The organism is Mesonia sp. K7, from assembly GCF_003233725.1.
In the GTDB taxonomy this organism is placed as follows: domain Bacteria; phylum Bacteroidota; class Bacteroidia; order Flavobacteriales; family Flavobacteriaceae; genus Mesonia.
The window spans coordinates 24130-46145 of sequence record NZ_QKQV01000016.1 but is presented as its reverse complement, the minus strand read 5'-3'; the positions used below and the strand labels follow the sequence as shown (position 1 = coordinate 46145).

The 22016-nt window shown below is 34.0% G+C and carries 13 protein-coding genes; 6 read left to right on the top strand and 7 right to left on the bottom strand.

Annotated elements, in window-relative coordinates; genetic code table 11:
* Together DNG35_RS10840 and DNG35_RS10835 are read right to left on the bottom strand one after the other, a co-directional pair.
* On the bottom strand, positions 1-2906 hold a 2906-nt coding region (locus DNG35_RS10840), incomplete at its 3' end, for a hypothetical protein (RefSeq protein WP_111129055.1).
* Positions 2907-2999: 93 nt separating this feature from the next.
* Entirely contained in the window at positions 3000-7361 is a 4362-nt protein-coding gene (locus DNG35_RS10835; RefSeq protein ID WP_233494484.1) for a translocation/assembly module TamB, read from the bottom strand.
* A 209-nt stretch (positions 7362-7570) separates the two neighbouring features.
* On the opposite strand from DNG35_RS10835, the gene tsaD reads away from it, so the two are divergent.
* From tsaD to DNG35_RS10805, 6 genes are read left to right on the top strand one after another with little or no spacing between them, the layout of a single operon-like run.
* The gene (gene tsaD, locus DNG35_RS10830) at positions 7571-8593 is read left to right on the top strand and encodes a tRNA (adenosine(37)-N6)-threonylcarbamoyltransferase complex transferase subunit TsaD (RefSeq protein WP_111129051.1); all 1023 of its coding nucleotides are present in this window, start codon (positions 7571-7573) and stop codon (positions 8591-8593) included.
* Between the two features lie 12 nt (positions 8594-8605).
* Entirely contained in the window at positions 8606-9316 is a 711-nt protein-coding gene (locus tag DNG35_RS10825) for a 16S rRNA (uracil(1498)-N(3))-methyltransferase (protein ID WP_111129049.1), read from the top strand.
* An 18-nt stretch (positions 9317-9334) separates the two neighbouring features.
* Complete coding sequence (locus DNG35_RS10820; RefSeq protein ID WP_111129047.1) at positions 9335-9976, top strand: DUF4159 domain-containing protein; 642 nt, start codon at positions 9335-9337, stop codon at positions 9974-9976.
* Positions 9977-10489, top strand: a complete 513-nt coding sequence (locus tag DNG35_RS10815; RefSeq protein WP_111129045.1) for a TrmH family RNA methyltransferase — start codon at positions 9977-9979, stop codon at positions 10487-10489. It abuts the gene before it with no gap.
* A gap of 6 nt (positions 10490-10495) precedes the next feature.
* On the top strand, positions 10496-11584 hold the full coding sequence (locus DNG35_RS10810; protein ID WP_111129043.1) for an AI-2E family transporter: 1089 nt from the start codon (positions 10496-10498) through the stop codon (positions 11582-11584).
* Complete coding sequence (locus DNG35_RS10805; RefSeq protein ID WP_111129041.1) at positions 11584-12768, top strand: class I SAM-dependent methyltransferase; 1185 nt, start codon at positions 11584-11586, stop codon at positions 12766-12768. The genes DNG35_RS10810 and DNG35_RS10805 overlap by 1 nt, the downstream gene beginning before the upstream one ends.
* Here DNG35_RS10805 and DNG35_RS10800 read toward each other — a convergent pair.
* From DNG35_RS10800 to DNG35_RS10780, 5 genes are read right to left on the bottom strand one after another with little or no spacing between them, the layout of a single operon-like run.
* Positions 12765-14003 carry a phenylacetate--CoA ligase family protein gene (locus tag DNG35_RS10800; RefSeq protein WP_111129038.1) on the bottom strand — a complete coding sequence of 413 codons (1239 nt, stop codon included), beginning with the start codon at positions 14001-14003 and terminating at the stop codon, positions 12765-12767. The two genes, DNG35_RS10805 and DNG35_RS10800, sit on opposite strands and share 4 nt — an antisense overlap.
* Positions 14004-15656: a C45 family peptidase gene (locus DNG35_RS10795; RefSeq protein ID WP_111129036.1), complete on the bottom strand. Its 1653-nt coding sequence runs from the start codon at positions 15654-15656 to the stop codon at positions 14004-14006.
* On the bottom strand, positions 15646-17184 hold the full coding sequence (locus DNG35_RS10790) for an NAD(P)/FAD-dependent oxidoreductase (RefSeq protein WP_111129034.1): 1539 nt from the start codon (positions 17182-17184) through the stop codon (positions 15646-15648). Before DNG35_RS10790 ends, DNG35_RS10795 begins: the two co-directional genes overlap by 11 nt.
* Positions 17174-20824 carry an MMPL family transporter gene (locus DNG35_RS10785; RefSeq protein WP_111129032.1) on the bottom strand — a complete coding sequence of 1217 codons (3651 nt, stop codon included), beginning with the start codon at positions 20822-20824 and terminating at the stop codon, positions 17174-17176. Before DNG35_RS10785 ends, DNG35_RS10790 begins: the two co-directional genes overlap by 11 nt.
* Before the next feature lie 4 nt (positions 20825-20828).
* Positions 20829-22016 carry a DUF2062 domain-containing protein gene (locus tag DNG35_RS10780; protein WP_111129030.1) on the bottom strand — a complete coding sequence of 396 codons (1188 nt, stop codon included), beginning with the start codon at positions 22014-22016 and terminating at the stop codon, positions 20829-20831.

Here is a 22016-nt window from a genome sequence, read left to right as displayed (position 1 = left end):
GTATACGGACTTGTTAGCGGGTTGGTTCCTGCATCGGCGTCTGCCTGGGTTGCGTAATAGGTCACCTCTAAGCTGTTATCTCCGCCCGATATTTCAAAAGAAGCATCTTCCAACGTAAAATCTTCGGTTTCATCTCCTGGATTATTTACATCACACAACTCTAAAGGTTGAGGATGCACGAAAGGCGGTAATGGGTGCACGATCAGCTCGAAGCTGGTCTCCCCGGTACAGCCGTTCAGGCCTTCAACCACCACATAAATGGTCTGGTTCATACCATTACTGATATAGGCTGTGGGCACTGTGATTTCCTGGGTATAGCCTGCGTCTTCATAGTACCTTACATCAAAATCGGTAGCCACAGCAGGTGGCACATCGTTGGCCAGTATCGCTGGCTCCATTTGGGTTAAATCGAATACTTCACTTCCATTAGTATTCCAATCGCATGCTTCTAAAGGGTCTAAAAATTGTGCCCTCACAGGCTGCGGACTGTCTTCTACAACCAAGGTTGCTTCTAAAGTAGAATAACATTCGCTTGTAGCGTCTTCTACCCTCACATAAATAGTCTGATGGTAATGAACGGTGTTTGCAAAAGGACTGGTTAAGGGAATCGCATCATTTTCAGCATTAGCTTGGGTATGATGGTAGGTGATAATTATATTCGGATCGGTTGAAATACTTTGATTTAAATCGGATAAAATAAAAACCCCTATCCCATCATTGTCTTCATCACAATAGACTAATGGTGGTGGAATATTGAAATTTGGATTACCTCCTACTAATAAGTTTAATGAATCTACAATATAACAACCTGTATTTATATCTTCTATTCTATACCAAATTTGTTCTGCAAAAGCAGTTGTGTTATCGTAAATGTATGGTAAATCATTATTTTGATCCTCTGTTTCTGCCGAAATCTGTGAGCTATAATAAACTATACTATAGTTTGAGGTGGCCCCTATGATTTGAGCTGTAGCCTCGTTTAAATCAAAAGTAACAAAACCATCATTGTTGGAATCACACTGATAGATATCTTCAATGTCATTATATACAGGCAATTCGTTCACTATTAAATCTGTGGTGAAAATATTTACACAATTGGTTGTTGTGTCTTCGACTCTTATAAATATTGTTTGCGGGTTTTGGCTGTTTGTATAATTAATGGGTAGATTGTTTGTATTTCCACTAGAAGCATCTGTATTGTTGTCGTAAAAAGTCACATCCCAATTCGTATTTCCATTTAAAATAGTTTGTCTGAGAATATTTAAATCAAAAACTGTTTCACTGTCTTGATCAGTACTATCATTACAAATTTCATAAATATTAGGAACTATTGGGTTTGGAGAAGCCAAAATAGTTAAATCAAAACTTTCGGTTACATAGCAGGTTGCATCTACACTTGAAGTGACCCGTAGGTATATAGTCTGTGGGTTGGTAATATTTTGATAATTGGTTAAATTAAGTACTTGATTGGCATTAGCATCTGCATCTAATTGACTGGTGTGAACAGTAACTGTTGCATTTTGTTGACTTCCCAATACAGCAGTAATATTAGAGGTTAAATTAAAAAGTTCTACGCCGTCATTTGAAACATCATCGCAGATAGCTATGTCTTGAGCAGGGTTCTCTATTAATGCTACCGGAAGGCTTATTTGTTGTGTATCTATATTGTTTGTGTCTGTGATTTCATCAATAATAGAAACCCCATTTGCATCTAAGTTTGTAATAAGTTCTAAAATAAAATTATCTGGAATATTGGTTTGTAAAGTTATATTAGCTTGAAAAGTATCTGAACCTCCTATTGGGATTGGAGCTGTTGAAGTTGTGGTATGTATAGATTGCCCTCCTGCATTTATTTCTATTTGAACCCCTGCAGGTAAGGTTTCTGTACCAACATTATGCAAGGTATAATCGATGATAATGTTTCTAGAATTACATGTAAGTGTTACATTGTCTATCGTAATGCTCGGATCTGGTAATTGACTATTGATTACAGTTATCAAGTTGTTCATTAAAATAGTGTCCTGCCCTGTAGAAACTTCAATAGTCATATTTGTATCACCAATATTCACAAAATTTTGGATATCATAATAATCCAAATCCATATTGTACAAGGTAGTGCTGTTGGTGAATGAATTGGTTCCATTAAAATTATTATTAGCAGGGTTTAGTGGTGGATTACTCGCTGTAAAACCATTGATTTCTAAGGTTTCGGTGACCGCCAAACTCGCATCACCCTCCCAAGCCAAAAAACCAACTTTTGCTCCTAAATTATTGATTACGTTAATGTTGTTTAAATTAAGTAATAAATTAGGAGAAGTTGTAGAAACCCCTTGTAAACCATCATATATATTTACTTGATTATAAGGTAATGATAAGTCTTCATAGATAACAATAATAGACCAACCTCCAAAATTTGTTGCATTTCCACAATACGTAGAAATCACATTGGTTAAATCAAAATCTGATATGGTATAAGTTCCATTTCCTGTGGTTTGAACAATGGAAGTAATATCCTTAAAAGCTGAAAAAAAATCTAAAGTAGTTACTCCAGTATTTATAGTATGGCTAAAAGTTCTATCTGGCCCAAGATTTATATTCCCGTTTAAAGTCACATTTAAGTCTGCTGTTCCCGTATTTATAGACCCAGAACCTGCCCAATAAAGGTAAGCTGCCTCTACCGTTTGTGTTGCAGGAATGTTTAACGCTGCAGAAGCAGAAGTATTTATGGTACAGAAGTTAGGATCATTAGGGTCATTTGTTAAATTATTTTCAGCTGGGTTGAGTGTCGCTCCTATCGCAGTGTAATCGTACTGCCCATTAAACTGTTGGTAAAGTGTTATATTTTGGGCTTTGATTAAAAAACAACAAAAAATACAGAGAAAAATAAAGAGTAATTTTTTGGTCATACAGGAAATTGTTAAAATATGTTAAAGTAAAAGTATATATTTTTTAACTCATAAACAAGCACATACAAGGTAGATCACCTTCTAGGAATAACATCAATTTCCTGGAAACTCTATATAAGAAGGAGCTAATGATTCTTGATTTTCTTCTTCATCTTCATTTTCTTGCTCTTCCTCCTCTTTTACACGATTGTATTCTTTGTTTAAAATTTTTGAAATCAATTCTTTAAAAGTATCAAAATCTACCGAATAAGCAACACCTACGCCTTGCGTATAGCCTAATTGCTCGCCTATGTATTGGATGTTATTTTCGCGATTGAAAACTTTTCCCCTTAAAGAACCATCTTCATTTAATAGTAATTCAACTTCTACGTTACCAATTACAATAGACTCTGTAACGCCACCCATTGGAACTCCAAAATTACCATTTACAAATACTTTTTTGCCAATCTGTGTAGAAAGCGTTACCCCAAAACGATCTGCTGTATCTTGATCTGCTGTTCTGTCGCCTTGCACATAATTGATACCCACTTGAAATTTACCATCATCATCTTTAAAAATCTGATCGAATAAACTGGAAGCTTTTTCTATCAATAAATTTCCTGGAGCGTTACCTCCAGTATCTTGCTGACTAAAAAATGCTCCTTGAGTGATTAAAGAAAGGGCTTGAATTTCGGTACTTTGCCTATCGTTAATTTTATATTCCAACTCCGAACGTACAATCGAACTTAAATTAGGGTATTCTAAATCGAAACTTAAATCGGTCGAAATTAATTCTCCATTTAAATTGATAAAAACATCGACAGGAATATCTCTATTAATTGTTGGGTTTTCCAGCAAAATAGCAGGATTGGCATAAGTTTGGTATTTTGCTCTAACATTAAGGTTGGCATTCATCGGGTCGCCATCCCAAGTAATGGTCCCGCCTTCTTCAACAAGAAACTCTTTTTCTACCAATCCGCCGTATTTAAAATTATAAACTCCTTCGTAAACCGTAAAGTCACCAAACATTTTAAATTTTCCGTTGGTATTGATGGCAATGTTTAAGATTCCTGCTCCTCTTCCGCGTAAGCTGCTTCCCGTTTCTGGGTCTACTACCACCTCTACTTCGGCATCATCGGTAATATCGAGGTCAAAGAAGAGCTCGACGCCTTTTACTTCAGGAATAATCACTTCTTCCCCTTTTTCTCGGGCTTCTTTTTCTTCTGGAGTTAAAAAATGAATAAACGAATGATCTCCTATTACAGTTGCATCGTTCAACGGAATTTTAAAAACCGTGCCTTCTTCGGTCGTTGCTATAACTTCTACAAAAAGCTCATCAACCGGCCCAGTTATCGAAGCAAAACCACTAATAAAAGCGGTACCATAATACAAAGCATCTTCTGTTGGTGGAGTGTCTAAAACCAATAATCTATCGGAAGCTGTGAGCCCTAAATTCATTTTCCACTCAGCGAAATTTTCGTGCGAAATATCGCCGTTAATGACTCCTTTTGTGTTGTATTTGGTATCGGTGATATCAATCTCGTTGAAAATAAATTTTTGTTTCGACAAATCGATAATCGCATCTTCTTCAAAAGCTAAATCTACATTTAAGAGCGGAAAAGTTGCTCCTGCCTCACTTAAATTTATTCGCCCTTCGATATTTGGGTTGTTATAATCTCCCGAAATTTTTGCTTTACCTGTGGCAAATCCTCTAATATTTGTCAGAATTTCTGCTCCTAAGGCACTAAAAGCATCGAGTTTAAACTGCTCTAAACTTACATCGAGATTAATTTTCGGATTTTCGTCATCTACATTTATCGAGCCTTTGGCTTTTGCAAAATCATATTCGTCATCACGCAAAATCGCATCGATGTTATAGGAAGTCAACGAGTTATTTCCTTCGATATTAAGATTCAGGTTACCGTATTCGGTATCATTTATGGCTACACCCTTAATTTCCAGGCTACTGCTTGGGTAATAAATTCCTTCCCGTTGTAAAAAGTTAAGCTCACCATTTATTCTTCCGGCAAGATCTAGACTATCTATGGTTGGGGTAATTTTACCTAAATCGACATTGTTGAAATCTATTTTGATGTTTTTATAAGTCGTATCGGTCATTTTTGCACTTACGCCAATTACTTCATTTTGGTGACTAATCAATAAAGTATCTAGCGAAAAACTCTTCAAATCTTTATTGATGACAATTTTTTGGTTGTTGCTATTGCTTGCATTGATGTTCCACTTACTTTCTTTAAACTGAAAATCTGATTTTTTAAAACCAAGTACAGACTCATTATTTTCGTTAATTGTGTGGTATAAACTCAAATTAAAATTATCTACATTGTTGGTTCCCCCTTTAAACCTGCTTCTTACAAAAAGCGTATCGTTAAGCGTTTTGTTAATCAAATTGAAATCTGAAGCGTTATAAAAACCAGCATTGATGCTATCTATTTCTACAAAAGCATTAAAAAGCGGGTTAGAATTATCTATCTGAACATTTATTTCCCTAAAGGTGTTGTTAGCATATTTTATGTAAGGCGATTTAAAATTAAACTTAAAGTCTTTTTCGTCAGATTCTACGCTTCCGCGGAAATAAGTTTCGTTTTCAAAGCTCAAATCGGGTACAAATATCTCAACACCTTTGCTATAAATATCAAAATCGAAACTCAAATACTGGTGTTCTTCTATCGGTATCGGATTGTAATTGGTATATAAACTTCCTATAGAGTTCTCGAACATCGCAGGAACTTCTGCAATCTTAAATTTTCCTCGTAATTCTCCTTTTAAAAAGTCAGGGGAATTTACCAAAATAATACGCTCATCATTTTCAAAATTAGAAGTAATCGTTAGCGTATCAAAAACGTAATTTTTGGTCTGGTTTTGGTAATTTGCACTCGTAAGTTGAATATCGCCAACCACATTATCTATGGTTGTTCCGCGCATATCGATGTCTAATTTTCCTTTAAAAATAGACAATGAATCTCGTTCTATAAACTTCAAAGCATTAAGGTTTGCTTTTTTGATATCAGCATCAAAATCATAAATATTTTGATTTTCAGAAATATCAATCAAACCATCAAAATCCAATTCTAAATTCGGGTCGTTTATGGTGACAATTCCGTTAAAAATAGGATTTTTTAAATTTCCGGAAACCTTGATGTTTCTATAGGTATATTTATTGAAAGTAAAGTTTTTAATATTTCCTTTTAAAGTCGTATTTACACTTTCTGGCGTAAAACCTACACCATCGACGACCAAATCAAAAGAGGTTTTACCTAAAGAGTTGTTATTCAGTAAACGCCCTAGATTGAAATTAGAAATCGCTATTTTTCCATTATAGGATGCATTGTCAAAATTCTTGATATCACTTAAAGTAATGTCTAAATTAGCATTTCCTAATTGCGTATAAACCAATGAGTTTGTTTTTACGTGTAACGGACTTGCTTCTAATTCTCCTTCTAACCGGATGTTACCAATTTGTTTAATTTCTTGCGGTAAGGTTTTTCCTAAGACATTGGGTAAAAAATTGACCAAGTCGTAATAATTAGTTTCCAGGTTATTAAAGTTTCCTGTAATTAAAATAGCATCAGGATTATCAGTCAGTAAATTTTTCAAATGGATGTCTCCATCAATTACCGTTCTGTCCATTCCCGTCATTTGCCAATTGTCTAATTGCAAATCGTTGAGTGTTCCCGAAAGGTTTCCTTCAAAATAAAGTGTTCCTTCCTGATTGACTTCGTTATAGAGTTTATACAAATCTGCATTAGCGAGTTTAGAACCCTCAAAATCTGCCTTCAAGTTAACCTTGTTTTCAAAATCAGACAGACCTTCTACTTGTTCGTAAAGTAATGAAACATCACCGTTGAGCAACGATTCTGGTGTTTGCAACACCATATTTTTAAGCTCTATTTTATCTTGTGTGTAAGAAAATTTAGCAGTTAATTGTTCGATATCAAAACCCCTATTTTCTTTTCCATTAAGTTTATGGATGTTTACGAAAACATCTGAATTGTCTACCAAAAGATTCTCTGCGTTGATGTTGAGTTGGTCTAAAAATAAAATTTCTGAATTCTCCAGATTTTCGTCTACATAGCTGTATTGCCCATTGATAACATCTATTTTATCCAAGTTTAAGCTAAAATCTGACGTCGAAGTCGTGTCTTTAGAAAATTTACCCACAAAAACATTGAGATTGTCATTCTCTTCACCTTTGTAACGTCGCATATGCAATTCTAAACCATCCGCATCGGCATAACCAAAATCAAGTTGTGTTCCGCTGAGAAGTCCTGGTAAGTTGAGTAAAACCGTATTGAGTTGGTCTGCTTTGATGAGTTTGTTCTGATGATGGTCTTTGATGAGCACATCTTGTAAAACCACTTCACCGTCATAAGAAAGACTGATTTTCCCAACATTGATATCTACATCATAAGTTTCCTTTAGGTTTTCAGAAACTTTTTTTCCGACGTAAGTCTGCACGCTAGGGATAGAGAAAAGCAAGACAATTACTAATAAAAGTAATAAAATAACAACGAAAATCCGCCCTAATATTTTTATTGCTTTTCTAATACAGGTTCTTTTTTAAAAAAATGATGAATTCAGCAGAATAATCTTAATTTTGTTCTTTGTCAAATATCAAAAAATATTGTACAAAGTAAGTGACTTTTTCAATATTATTAACAACTTTTATGCCTAATCAAACGATTTATATTTTAAGTATCGAATCTTCTTGCGATGACACTTCTATTGCGGTTTTAAAAAACCAGACTGTGTTAAGCAATGTTGTAGCTTCGCAAAAAGTACATCAGAACTATGGTGGTGTTGTACCAGAGTTGGCTTCGAGAGCACACCAACAAAATATAATTCCGGTAATGCACCAAGCATTAAAAGAAGCCAAAATCGAGAAAACCCACATTTCAGCAATTGCTTTTACACGCGGACCAGGTTTGATGGGTTCACTTTTGGTGGGTACTTCGTTCGCCAAATCTTTAGCAATGGCATTAGAGATTCCTTTGATTGAAGTCAACCACATGCAAGCACATTTGTTGGCACATTTTATAGATGATGCAGGACAAGAAATACCAAGTTTTCCATTTCTGGGCATTACAATTTCGGGCGGTCATACCCAAATCGTAAAAGTAACTCATCATTTTGAGCTCGAAGTAATTGGCGAAACACTCGACGATGCCATTGGTGAAGCTTTTGACAAAGGAGGAAAAATGCTTGGCTTATCTTATCCAGCAGGGCCACAAATCGATAAATTGGCAAAGCTCGGTAATCCGAAAAGCTTTGATTTTCCTATTCCCAATGTAAAAGAATTGAATTTCAGCTTTAGCGGCTTAAAAACAGCTCTCCTCTATTTTATCCAAAAATCGCAAAAAGAAAACCCAAATTTTATTGAAGAAAATCTAGCTGATATTTGTGCTTCGTATCAATATACCATTGTGAAAATTCTCACCAATAAAATCAAGAAAGCAGTAAAACAAACCGGAATTAGAGAAATTGCCATTGGTGGTGGTGTTTCGGCAAACCGTGAGATTAGAGAGACCTTACAACAGTTAGCTCTAAAACACCATTGGAAAGTTCATATCCCTAAATTTGAATATACTACAGACAATGCAGCGATGATTGGTATAGTGGGTTATTACAAATATTTAGAAAAAGATTTTTGTGGTTTGGATGTAACACCTAAAGCCCGGTTTGGGTTTTAAACAAAGCAAAATATGCAATTATTTTTTAATTCGAATATTAAGGTAAGTGATAAGGAAGTCTTTTTTGACCGGGAAGAAAGCAAACACATTGTCAAGGTTTTACGAAAGCAAGAAGGCGACATATTGCATGTCACTAATGGTTTAGGAAGCTTATTTGTTACCGAAATCATCTTGGCAGACATTAAAAAATGTAAGGTAAAAATTATAGAAATTATTACCGGAAAGCCAAAAAACTATCGCTTACACATAGCCATTGCCCCTACCAAAATGAACGATCGGTTTGAATGGTTTTTAGAAAAAGCAACTGAAATTGGTATAGATGAAATTACACCATTGCTCTGCGAACATAGCGAACGTAAAGTTTTAAAACTAGACCGAGCAGAACGCGTGTTGCAAAGTGCACTCAAACAATCGTTGCAATACACTTTACCGAAAATAAATGAGATGCTTTCTTTTGAGGAGTTTATTCAACAACAATCGGGCGAAAATTTATTTATTGCCCATTGCGGGGATGATCATCAGAAACAGTTTCTAAAAGATGTAGTGCTAAAAAATCAAACCTATACCCTTCTGATTGGTCCAGAAGGTGATTTTTCTGAAAATGAAATCAAATCCGCTTTAAGTCAAAATTTCAAACCCGTAAGTCTGAGCCATACAAGATTACGTACAGAAACTGCGGCGATTGCTGCTACACATACATTTGCATTATTAAATCTCGAATAATTTTTATATTTTCAACGTATGAATAAAATCCTAAAAATTATTTTCCTTTTTTGTTGTAGCAGTGTTTTTTCACAACAAATTGCGGTTTTAAAATATAATGGAGGTGGCGATTGGTACGGAAATCCAACTGCTTTACCCAACTTAGTTAATTTCTGCAACCAGCAGATCAACACCAAAATAGATACTAAGATTGCAACGGTTGAAGTTGCAAGTGTTGAGCTTTTTAATTATCCTTTTGTGCATATGACCGGTCACGGAAATGTAGTTTTCAACGATCAAGAAATCAAAAACTTGCGAAACTATTTATTAAGTGGCGGTTTCTTGCATATCGACGACAATTACGGGATGGAACCTTATATCCGTAAGGAAATCAAAAAACTTTTTCCGAATAAGGATTTTCAAGAGATCCCTGCTAATCACCCTATTTTCAATATGGCTTTTCCGTTCCCCAACGGTTTACCTAAAATACACGAACACGATAACAAAATGCCTCAAGCTTTTGGAATTTTTGAAAACGAAAAGCTCATTTTGCTATTCACCTACGAGAGTGATTTAGGTGATGGTTGGGAAAATCAAGAAGTGCATAACGACCCTGAGGAAGTTCGTCAAAAGGCTTTAAAAATGGGAGCTAATATTATAAAATACGCTTTCACGGAATAAATGAACGAACAATTAACTCACCTTCAAAATAAGTTTGCACAAAAGGAATTTCCTCTTGTTTTATTGCTCGATCATATTTCTTCTCCAGCAAACTTAGGTAGTATTTTTAGAATTGCAGATGCTTTTGGAGTTCAAAAAATTTATATCCACGAAAGTGTTGATGTTTTTACAAGCAATCGTTTTAAACGTGTGGCAAGATCGACACAAAACTGGATAGCTTATGAAACTTTTTCAGATAAAATAGCACTTGTTCAAAAACTTGTAAAAGATGATTTTGATATATTTGCTTTAGAAATTACCGAAAATAGCCTACCTATACATCAAATAAAATTTGCAAATAAGAAAATTTGTTTGGTACTTGGTGACGAAAAGTATGGTGTTTCGCAAGCGATTTTAGAAAAAGTAAATACGGCTTGCCATATTGGTATGTTTGGAAAAAACAGTAGTATGAACGTAAGTCAAGCAACAGCCATTGCTTTGTATGAAATCACCCATCAACTAACATCTATTTAATTTATTATGAGAGCAAAAACCATTGCGGGCGGAATTTTAAGAGCTTTAGGTGTTATTTTAGCGATCGGTATTTTATGTCTTTTTATATATAAAATACAATCGGTATTGGTTTATATTGCTGTTGCCGCCGTCATTTCGCTTATCGGTAGACCAATTGTATGGTTTTTAAAATATAAACTTAAATTCCCCAATATTCTCGCCGTCATAACAGTGCTGGTATTAGTCTTATGTGTCTTTGCCGGAATTATGGGGCTTTTTGTTCCTATTATATTGCAACAAAGTGAAAACCTGGCGCATATAGATATCGACACTTTTCGCCACGATTTGTACGAGTTGAATCAGCAGGTGAAAGAGTTTTTAGGAGTTCGTCAGCTAGATTTAGTGCAAGGATTGAAGCGAACCAGTTTTGTTCAGAATTTTGACTTTCAGTTTATTCCAGATTTTATAAATCTTATCTTTGGTGGAATTGGCACTATTCTCATCGGTTTATTTTCAATTGTTTTTATTGCCTTTTTCTTATTAAAAGACAGCAGGTTAATGCTGGATAGTATTTTGGTTTTTTCTAATACCGGTGAAGAAGAAAAGTTTAAAAATGTATTCAATAAAATCAAGCATTTGTTATCTCGTTATTTTGTTGGACTCACCTTTCAGATTTTTATATTATTCGTCTTGTATTCTGTGCTACTCTTGGTGTTTAAAATAGATAATCCTATCGCTATTGCCCTGATCTGCGCGGTTCTGAACATTGTGCCTTATTTAGGACCTATTATTGCAGGTGCTTTAATGGCTTTAATGGTGGTTTCTACGCACTTGGGTACAGATTTTTCAACCGTTATTTTTCCAAAATTAATTTATGTCATGAGCGGTTATGCAATTGCCCAGCTTATCGATAATTTTATTAACCAACCGCTTATTTTCGGAACCAGTGTGAGGTCACATCCCTTGGAGATATTTTTAGTGATCCTCATTTCCGGTATTCTTTTTGGCGTCATCGGAATGGTGGTAGCAGTTCCTGTTTATACCGCTATTAAAGTAATAGCCAAAGAAACTTTTAGCGAATATAAAATTGTAAAAAAACTTACTAAAGATTTATAATGAATCTTTTACTCATACAAAAAGAAGTACAAAATTTTATCAAAGAAAATCTTAACCAAGATTTAGCTAAAGTTATTCTAAAAGGCAGCCCTTTTCAAGGGGTATCTATTCAGGAAATTGCACAACAGATCAATGGTTTTCATAAATCCAAAAACAAGTTACCCCTTTGGTGCAAGACAAAAAATATTTTTTTTCCACCTTCGCTCAACCTCGAGCAAAGTTCTTCTGAAGCGACTGCAAAATATAAATCAGAACTGATTTCCAATAGTAGAATAGCCGATCTAACAGGTGGTTTTGGTGTAGATAGTTATTATTTCTCTTCCAAGCTTGATAATGTTTATTACTGCGAAATCAATAAAGATTTATACCAAATTGCAGGTTATAATTATCAAATTTTACCACCAAATAACGGAAAAATCCATTTTTTTAATCAAGACGGAATTGAATTTATCGAAAGTTCAAAACATCATTTCGATTGGCTTTACCTCGATCCTGCTCGTCGTGATGATGCGGGTAAAAAAGTGATTAACTTTGAGCAATACACCCCCAATATTTTAAAGCATTTTGATTTATTTTTTGAAAAAGCAGACCACATGCTCATCAAGACCTCTCCATTACTCGATTTGACAAAAGGCATTGAAGCATTAAAATTTTTTGTACAAGAAATACACGTAGTTGCGGTAGATAATGAAGTAAAAGAGCTTCTTTGGATATTAAAAAATAAAGAAAATAAAAATCCGAAAATCACTTGCGTGAATATAAAGGAGGAAGAAAATGATGTGTTTTATTCAAGTCAAGAGGAAGAGAAGAATACTTCAGTAGATTTTTCTGAACCAGAGCAGTATTTATATGAACCAAATTCCAGCATTTTAAAAGCTGGATTTTTTAAAGCTATTACTGAAAAATATCAATTACAAAAAATTGCTGAGCACAGTCATTTATATACCAGCGAAAAAAAAATAGATTTCCCTGGAAGGGTTTTTAAAGTCCTACAAAATCTTACGTTAGATAAAAAAAGCCTAGCACTACTTCCGCAAAAAGCAAATGTTTCTACCCGCAATTTTCCTTTGGCTGTTGTTGCGATCAAAAAGAAGTACAAAATAAAAGATGGCGGAAAAGAATATCTATTTTTTACGCAAAACCAACAAAAACAAAAAATAGTGATTCACTGTCAAAAAATCTAACGTAAATCTACTAAGCGCTGTGGTTTACGATGGTTTTCATTAAAAATAATTTTATGTAAATCACTCGATTCCATAAAAATAAGGTTTGGTTTTACCCGAAGTTGACTTTGCATATATTCCTCTATTTCTTTTAGATTATAATTTTCATTTAGAAAAGAAATTTTAATATCAATTTCATCATTCAAAAATTCATCTTTTTTAATGATAATTTGGTAATCTTCAATTAGCTCAAAATAATTGAGCGCATTATCAATTTGTTGCGGGTATAAACTTGTTCCTTTATATTTTATCATCTGCTTTTTTCTTCCTAATACCGAAGAAATGAGATTTGTCCCAGTTTCTGAATAAGTTTCACTAATCTTTTTAACCATATCGCCAGTTGCAAAACGAACTAAAGGCATGGTTTGTATTTTTAAAGGTGTCACTACCAATTCGCCAATTTCACCTTGAGCCACTTCTTCCCCATTATCGTCAAGAATTTCCGTAAAAATAAGTTCGTTTTGAATGTGTAAGCCCTGATGTTTTGGACATTCAGAAAAAGCGGTACTCATTTCGGTACTGGCATAAGTAGAAAACAACTCAATATTCCATAAAGTATTTATTTTTTGTGCTAGTTTGGTAGGTTGATTGTTGGCATCTCTTAATGCTTCGCCAATACAAATAGCCGCTTTCACGGAAGTTTTATTAATATCTATACCGTTTTTTTGTGCATAACTGGCTAATTTAAGTAAAAACGAAGGAACACAAACCAAGTAGGTAGGCGAAAAACGCTCGATACTTTCCCATTGCAATTGCGGCAAACCGCTACCCGCACGAACCACCGAAGCACCTAACTTGCGAAGACCTAAAAAATAGGCCAGTCCAGCCATAAACCTGCGATCTAAGGTGGTCATAATCTGAACAACATCATTTTTGGTTACCCCTATTTGTTGAAAAGACAATTCTTCATTAAGTGCCAAGCGCTGTAAATCATGCTCATTGAGTGCAAAAGAAACAGGGCTTCCTAGAGTTCCCGACGTCGTTACCCAGTCAATGATTTCGTTTTTTGGCACACTCACAAACTCCTGGTTGTATTCTGCCAATTGTTCTTTGCTGGTAAGTGGTAATTGCTTAAAATTTGCTAACGTAAAATCATTTGCATCAAAACCATGTTTGCTGAACCATTGCTGATAGAAAGGTGAATTTTGCTGTACATACAACAGTTGTTCTTTTAATAATTGTTGCGATTTTTCCACTTAAAATTTACGTTTAGATTTTCTTAATTGCTTTTTTAAATACTGTAAATCGGGTTGGGTTGTTACTTCTTTGGTCATTGCAATTTGGTAATACTTAGAAGCTTCTTCAAATTTCTGATGCTCAAAATAATAATCTCCTACATATTTATAGGTTTCCCAAAATTCTGGGTTTAAAGCCACAAAACTTTCTACATAATTATCTTCTAGCCACAAATTATTCTCGATTGCATCGGTGATTTTTTTTCGCTCAAGGCGAAATTTCTCGTAGTTTTTATAACTCTGTGTTGTTAGAAATGAATCTGCAGGAATAGTTAATTCCGGTATCAGCTTTTCATTGTGAAGACCTGTTTCAAAATCCGCGAAAGCACTACCGAGATCGTAAGCGATAAATTCCCCTAATTGATAAGGCTTTGTTGAAACCCAAAATCGCAATTTATTTGGTTGAAAAACAATACTGTGATGTGCCAATAATTGATTGATGGCAAGTTCATTTCCAAAACCCAATTCATTGTTATCAACTCCTTTTTTATCTCTTAATATTTCAACCGCTTTGGTAGGATTTATCTTTTCTTCTTCATTTATCAATTCTTGTAAACGTAGAAATCTTGGTTGTGTATGACTTTCTTCAATAGTTATCAGATTCCGTTTATCATCTTTATAATTTTCGCTCTGAAAATGATTGGTACAAAGCAATTTATCTGAATTTTCAACTTCATACACACCAAAGTTTTTAGGTGAAAGTTCGATAAGTACAGCCTTATTTTCTTTAGCACTTCCTACCATAATCGCTTCCGAAACAAAAACTTCTTTGTTTTTTGCAATTTCAATTGCTTCTTCTATCGAATTGGCATATTGTAAAATCTCTCGAGTTACCAAAGCAATTGGGGTTTTGGCGCTCCAAGGAATTTTAGATTTCCCGGCATTGATGGTAACGGTAATTCCCTTTTCGTTCATTCCGCTTACAACACCTATAAAACCTGGCCAAGTGAGCATTGTAAATTTATTTCCTGTATCTGGGTTGATAAAAGCAACGATTTTTTCTTCGGCAAAATCGTCGCCAGCATAAAAATCGAAATTTCTACCCAATAATAAATTTCCGTCGTAAGACTTGTCTCCCCAAACCGCAAACGAAGTACAACCTACCAACATCAAATCTTGTAAAGCGTGACCAATATCGTGAGCCGCGTGCAAATACAAAGCTCTTTTATACGGATGAGCCAAATCGTTGTATTTTGGCGTCATGTATTGCGAAAGGGCAAAAATTTCTTTTTTGTACTCTTCTAAAACATAATAGTCGAGATGTCTGTTGTAATAAGCCGTGATTTTTTTGAGTAAATTCATGCGTTGTTCAGGCACCAAACTTTCTACTTTTTCCAAAAAAATTTGCTCTTGTTTCTGCATTAATTCTTTGGTAAGTATACCAATTGCCGTTCCTCTTTCTAATGCATCACCTTCGATGTACATTTCCCAAATTCCGTATTGATTTTTTAAAAGCGAATTGTTTTTATAAACTTTTAAATTTTCTCCATAATTTTTAGCAAAATGATGAAGGGTGTCAAGTTGATAATCAGGAATATTATTTAATGACTTTTTGATTCCACAAGAGGTGAAGAGCAGGAAAGATAAAATTATATACAGCCAACTACTTCGCATCGACTTCAACTTCTTTTTTTATCTTATCGACTAAATACTTCATTCCTACTATTTCGCTACACGTAATTACGGCACTTATGGTAACGCCTAGAATTCCGTGCATATTGATGCTTTGACCTGTTAAAAATAAGTTTGGAATTTTAGTTTTGGCCGACAAAAAAGATTTCATAGGTTGGTTGGCATCTTTTTCATAACCATACATCGAGCCCTCATAACTCCCAATATAATCACGGTAAGAAAGTGGTGTTGAAGTATGAATAGATAAAATTGCTTCTTCTAATCCCGGTAATTTTTTGGCTAATTTTTTAATAAAAACCTGCGCTTTTTCATTTTTAAATTCATCATAAGATTGACCACGTTCATTTTCTTCTGCGACGGTATTAAAAGAATTTTCCCAATTTTTTACTTCATCGAAAGACATATAAGCAATTGCAGTAATTGTATCTGCAAAACCTTTGTTTTTGGCATCTTCGCTCATCGCAAACATATAGGCTTCTGGCCAAGACGCTTTTGTGTGATTTTGAGTCGTCCAAACATTTTCAGGACTGTTGATATAATAAGTATTATAATTTTTATACCTAATGCTTTTAGGTTTTAGTACCAGATATAAACTAAAAGCCGAAATACCATTTTGTTGTGCTTTTACCCTTTTGTAATACGCCTTTCTAATGTGTTGTTTTCCGATTAAATCCACTACGGTTTTTGGTTCGATATTGGCTATAAATTGCTTTGCAAAAAAATTGTTTCCCTCTTTTGTTACAACACTTTTTAGCTGTTTGTTTTCATCGATATAAAACTCTGTGACTTCTTGGTATTTTAAAACTTTTCCGCCAAGAGCCCTGATTTCTTTTACCAAATGCTTTGCTATCTGACTTCCACCATTTACACACCGCCAAGCACTTTGAATATAGGAATTGACTGATAAAGCATGAACATAAAAAGGTGTTTTTTCTCCTATTCCTGCATAAAGCAAATTAGTTCCTGCTAAAACTCCTTGTAGTGTTTTGTCTGATGTTAGTGAATTGATATAGGCTTTTGCATTTAGCTGTAGAATCTCATCAGGATAAAAACTATTTTCGGCAGAAAGATTATATAACGGAAAAAAGCTACAAATTTCCTGTATTTTTTCCACGTAAGTACGAATAGCTTTTTTTTCATTAGGAAAATACTGTGACAATTGCTTGACAAAATTATCGTAGCCTTGTGCGTAAGGATATTCTATATGTGAGTTGTCAAATACAATACTGTCAAATTTATTTTCATCAAGTTTTTTGAGCTTTAGTTGGTCATAAATTCCAAAATATTTAAAATAATGGTAAAGGTTTTCGCCTGGAGCTAAGCCGCCAATGTAATGGACTCCTGTGTCAAATATTTTTTTATCGCGAACAAACGTCTGTAAATTTCCTCCAAATTGGTTGTTTTTTTCTAGAATACACACCTTGTAACCTTCCTTTGCAAGAATAACACCTGAAGCCAAACCGCCAAGTCCGCTTCCAATAATCACAATGTCGTAAGTGTTATTTTTCATGGGAAATCCGTTGATAAATCTGTAGGTCTTTTTGGTCGCTCATTAACTCAAAATCTTCTTTTGGCACCTCAAAATTAGCTTTTGCATTTACAATGGCAAATATTTGAGCGTTTTTAGTTAATTCTGAGATAAATATTTCCCTAAATATTACAACTTCAGCAAAAACTTGCAGACTTTCTGTTAAGTCAAACTTTAAGTTTAAGTGCTTCGTTGCAAATCTATTTTTTGCTATTTTTAAATCTTCATGCTGGGGTACACTTCCGTGGATTTTTTTAAATGGAAACTTCTGTCGGTAAAAAATAGTCCATAAACCATAATAATCATTAATTATAGAGATTGATTGGAATTGATTTGTTTTTTTTGCTATCTGCAAATGAATTTCAATATTTTCTTCATATTCTTTTTTTATTTTCTGTTGCAGCGAAGTGTATAAAAAATTATGCAAAATATATTTTTTAAAATACTTCTCGTTTTCTAGTGTATTCTTCAATTTCTGATATTCTCTTTTGAAGTATTTACTGATAAACTTTGTCTTTTCGGAGTAAGAATTACCATAGCTCAAATCACTATTTTTAATTTTTGGTAAAGCATTTAATGTAATTGAACTACCATATATAATAAAATCATTTTTAGGTAAAGCTTCACTTGTTCCATGAATAATGACAGGAATGATAGGTAAGCCAAGCTGTTCGGCGAGATAAAAAGCACCTTTATGAAAACGATTGATTTTATTATTTTTTGAACGACTTCCCTCTGGGAAAACAATAAGTGAATAACCTTCTGAAATTTTTTGTTGAAGCAAACTTAAATTGTCTTCTAAGTTTTTTTGAGTAGGTAAAAAACCAAATTCTTTGAGTAGCTTCCCAAAAATAGGCGAATTATATACCCAATCGTTCACTAAAAATATTTGCTTTTTATTTAATTTTCCTAAAGATAGGATATCTAAAAATGAGGCATGGTTGGCAATAAAAACCGCTGGTTTCTCCCAAAGCTTTTGCGAAATATTATATTTTCTTTGTTTTACAAAAGGATTGGTTCGCAAAACAGACCCCATTAATTTTGAGTTGATCCACGAAAGTGAGGTGAGTTTTTTTTGTTTTTGCTGTGGTGATATTCTCAGGTAAATTCTTCCGAAAAGTGAAACCAATAAAGCCCCTAAACCAAAGTACAAAAAACTTAAAAGTGAATGAACGGTTGTAAATAATTTTAAGGGAGCTAAACCTTTATTTGCTCTTTTTGTAATAAAAAGTGCAAATAAAAATGGTTGGATACTCATCGCAATCAAAGCTGAAAAACCTACTCCAATAATCGATATGGTGGCTACGGAATGCAATGCTGGATGCTTGGCAAAAATCAAAACACCAATACCGAGCAGTGTAGTTATCACCGATAGTAAAATAGAAGTCTTATAGGTTTTTAATTTTACCTCAGGATTGGTATATTTTTCTTGCAACCCGCTGGTTATAAATATGCTGTAATCAACCCCAAGACCAAAAATAAAAGTCGAAATAATGATATTGAGAATATTAAAAGAAATTCCCAAGTAATACATTAGCGAAAGCGATAAAACCCATGTCATAGCTATTGGCACAACCGTAAGTATAACCAATTCTATTTGGCGTAGTGCCAACCATAAAATGAGTAAAACCGCGATAAAAGAATACGTAATTAATCGGTTAAAATCGGTTTGAAGTAAACCGAGCAGTGATTCGTTAAGCCCTTTCCTGTTGAGCACATAAACATTTGTTTGATGCTCTAAATTTTCCTTTACTATTTCAGTGTGGCTGGGTTCTACTTGTGCAATAGAAACCACCGTGGCAAAATTATTTTCTGAGGAAGTATGAATATAATCGTCTAAATATAGATTTGAAATTTGCTGGTAATCTCCCAGTTTTATGGTTTTGAATTCTTTTTCTAATAATTGGTAAAATTCTTGGTAAATATTTTCTTTAAACCCATAAGCGCTCCCGAACTTTATGAGATGTCTTTTTACGTAGTCAACCTTGGTTGAATCCCAAAACTTTGTCCACTGTTCAATTTTTTGAAGTTGATCTTTCTCAGACAAAACTACACCACCAATACTGCTAAAATGCTTTAAACCATTAGACGAGTCTTGTTGTACATGTGCATAAAGTTGATGGTTGCTAATTAAGGCTTCATCAACCGTTTTACCATAACTCACTACATACAACGAGTTTTCATTTTCGGTAATCGCATTGATTCTATCTTCTGCCTGCTTGACTTCTATAGGTTGGTAATTGAGTTTTGAAATATCTTGTTGAAAATCTACTTCTTGATAAAAAAATAAACCTATCAAAAAGGCTAATCCTATAGCAGTCAGCAACCATTTTTGTTTCTGAAATTTTATACGGGCAAAATCATCGATAAATGTTTGAGGTATCGACTGCTTTTTCAAGACTACCAAAAACTGGGGAATAAGTATTAATGCAAAAAATGCTGTTGTTAAAACACTTACAGCTGTAAAAACACCTAAATCGGTTAAAGCTTCGCTATTTATAAACAACAAGCACAAAAAAGCAATAGCCGTGGTAATACTACTCGTTAAAATGGGCTTTGTTATTTCTTTGTAAAGATTTTCTATCGATTTGTTTTCACGAAAGTGTGTAAAGATATGTAGCGAATAATCGAGAGTAATCCCTAATAAAACTGCTCCTATACCCAAAGAAATCAACGATACGGTTCCTTTAAAAAGTGACAAAACAATAAGCGCAAAAATGGCTCCTAAAAGTGTGGGTAAAAAAAGTAAAATAGGTTTTATAAAACTTCTATAAAAATAAGTGAGCAACAAAAATAAAACCAGCAAGGCGATACTCACTGTTGTGGTAATATCAGATTTTATCTGTTTTTCATTGGCGTATGCATATAATTCTGCACCAAAAAAATCAATCTGGGTTTGCTGAAATTTTAGATTGAATTTTTCTTTTAATTTCTTTAAATCTATAATAAGTTGTGTTTTGTTTTCTTTTTCATCTACCGGATTGATAAACAACAACAAGTTTTTTTCATCTTTTGTAAGCAAATAATTTTGGTAAAGTTGATAGTTTTTACCGATTTGCATTTCTTGTAGCTTCTCAATTCCAATTAAATTGATGTGAAGCGGATCTTTCCTCGAGAACTGCTGTGATACAAAACCAATAGGCGAAATAATATTGTCATAGGTAGCCTTTACTGCCTTTTGTAAACTGTCTTCTGCTAGTCTTTGTTCTATAATGGTATAATCATTTTCATCAAGGAAAAAAGGCAAATTATCATACACAAAATGATAAGTTTCCAGTAGGCTTTGATCTTCAACCCTACCCTGTATTTTTTGAATATTACCAGAAGATTGAGCTTGCAGTTCCTCTAAAAAAGATTCCGCGAAAGCAACTAAACTATCTTTATTTTCTTTTCTATCTTGATAGATATGCAGCACGATTTTATCTCTAAAATCTATTGTATTAAGGATATTTTGCGTGGTTTGTGACGCTTTATTTTTTGGGATTAAATCGGTAATCTCTTGACGGAATTCTAACTGCTGAAACGCTAAATAACCTGTAATGAGAAAAGTAAAAAGCAACCCTGCTCCTAACCATTGGTTTTTCTTAAAAAAAGAAAAAAGTAAAAGAAAAAGTCGCGGCATCAGGTTATTTTTTATTCGTTATCGAAAATATAAAATAAAAAATAATCCCGAGAAACAAACTCGCAGCAGTTGCAAAAACAAAAGCACCAAAAATATATTGCCTGATGTTGAGAAATGAACCTATATTTTCGCTAATGCTCTCTATACTCACCGAAAAATCTAGTGATTTACCCATCAATAAGCCTCCAAAATGATAGCTAAAAAAGACGATAAACGGAATTAGTGGCGGCAAACTTATGTTGGAAGCCAAAAAAGAAATAGCTTTATTGAGTCTAAAAACTTGTGCTAAAAACAAAACAAGTAAAGTTTGAAAACCCCAAAAAGGAGATATCCCAACAAAAATACCCAACATCAAAGAAAGTGTTTTCTTTAGGGGGCTTTCCTTCACTGAAATTAATTTTCTGAACCAATTTTTTCTATTTTTTGCATCCTTGAAGTTAGCTAACCAATTTCTAGGAAAAATATAGACCAAGGCAGTTGCCACCAAAAAAGTATTGAGAACGCTTATTCTAAAAAAATCCTTGAATGGCCTAAAATGACTCACCCGTTCTTCTGGGTCATAAAGTACTTTTACAGGAACATTTTTCACCTCTACTTTCCGCCAAGCAGCTTTTACAATTGCCTCTATTTCAAACTCAAACCGATTGGTAAAAAACCGTATATCATTCATTTCCTTGACAGGGTAAAGTCGATAACCACTTTGTGTATCTTCAAGCTGAATTCCCGTTTCTATCCAAAACCAAAAGTTAGAAAACTTGTTTCCGAAACTACTTTTTTTGGGTATATTGGGTCCGGTCATGGTTCGAGAACCAATCAATAAAAGATGTTTTGTGGTTTCTTTTTTTAAAGCTTCTAAAAAAACATTTAAGTCTGAAGGGTAGTGTTGACCATCTGAATCGATCGTGATGACAAAATCGTAACCTAAATCTTCTGCTTTTTTAAAACCCGCTTTAAGGGCTTCGCCTTTTCCTTTGTTTTCACGAAAGTGAATTTGTGGATATGCGGAAAATTCTTTTAGTATTTCTGGGGTATTATCGGTAGAACCATCATTGACAATGATGAGGTTATTGGTGTAATTTAAAACCCCAGAAACAACTCTTTTTAGCGTTTTATGATTGTTGTAAGTTGGTATAATTACCCCGCAAGATAAGTCGTCGAACTGTGTTTGTAATTTTGGTGTAACTTCACTCAA